This is a genomic window from Paenibacillus sp. 2KB_20 (genome assembly GCF_052115765.1).
Taxonomy (GTDB): Bacteria; Bacillota; Bacilli; order Paenibacillales; family Paenibacillaceae; genus Paenibacillus_AQ.
Genome location: NZ_JBFRHH010000038.1, coordinates 1 through 753 on the forward strand (window position 1 = coordinate 1; position 753 = coordinate 753).

2 rRNA genes are annotated in these 753 nt (G+C 47.0%); both read left to right on the plus strand.

From position 1 onward, the window contains the following. Positions 1-102: ribosomal RNA gene (locus tag AB4124_RS34000) — 16S ribosomal RNA — on the plus strand; the annotation flags it as partial. A gap of 356 nt (positions 103-458) precedes the next feature. Next, positions 459-753: ribosomal RNA gene (locus AB4124_RS34005) — 23S ribosomal RNA — on the plus strand; the annotation flags it as partial.

The following is a 753-nucleotide window of genomic DNA, read 5'->3' on the forward strand; positions in this document are numbered from 1 at the left end:
GGTAACCCGTAAGGGAGCCAGCCGCCGAAGGTGGGGTAGATGATTGGGGTGAAGTCGTAACAAGGTAGCCGTATCGGAAGGTGCGGCTGGATCACCTCCTTTCTATGGAGAATCGTCTTCTGCAACGAAGACATTCAAATATGACTTCTATGAAGTCAACCTTAAAATCAGGTTTAGGCCTGTTACTCACTCGTTGGTCAGTTTTGAGAGTTCAACTCTCAAAACGCCTTTTCTTTTGGAAGGGCAATTGATCCTTGAAAACTAGATAACGAAACGAATTTGCGCAATTAGAAATATCCTTTTAGCTGAACTTGTGTCAAAACAAGTTTAAATAAAACGGTAGCAGCGGAAGATTCGTGACAGTCGATCCTTTGGAAGTTTSGTTTCCACCTATTAACTCGTTTAGTAGATCAGGAAACAAACGGACAACAGAGCGAATGGCGCGAAACTGAAGCATTGGTTAAGCTACTAAGAGCACACGGAGGATGCCTAGGCGCTAGGAGCCGAAGAAGGACGTGGCGAACAACGATACTGCCTCGGGGAGCTGTAAGCAAGCTTCGATCCGGGGATGTCCGAATGGGGAAACCCAGCTGATGTAATAGTCAGTTACCCGTATCTGAATACATAGGATRCGAGGAGGCATACCCAGGGAACTGAAACATCTAAGTACCTGGAGGAAGAGAAAACAAGAGTGATTCCGTCAGTAGCGGCGAGCGAACGCGGAACAGCCTAAACCAGAGAGCTTGCTCTCTG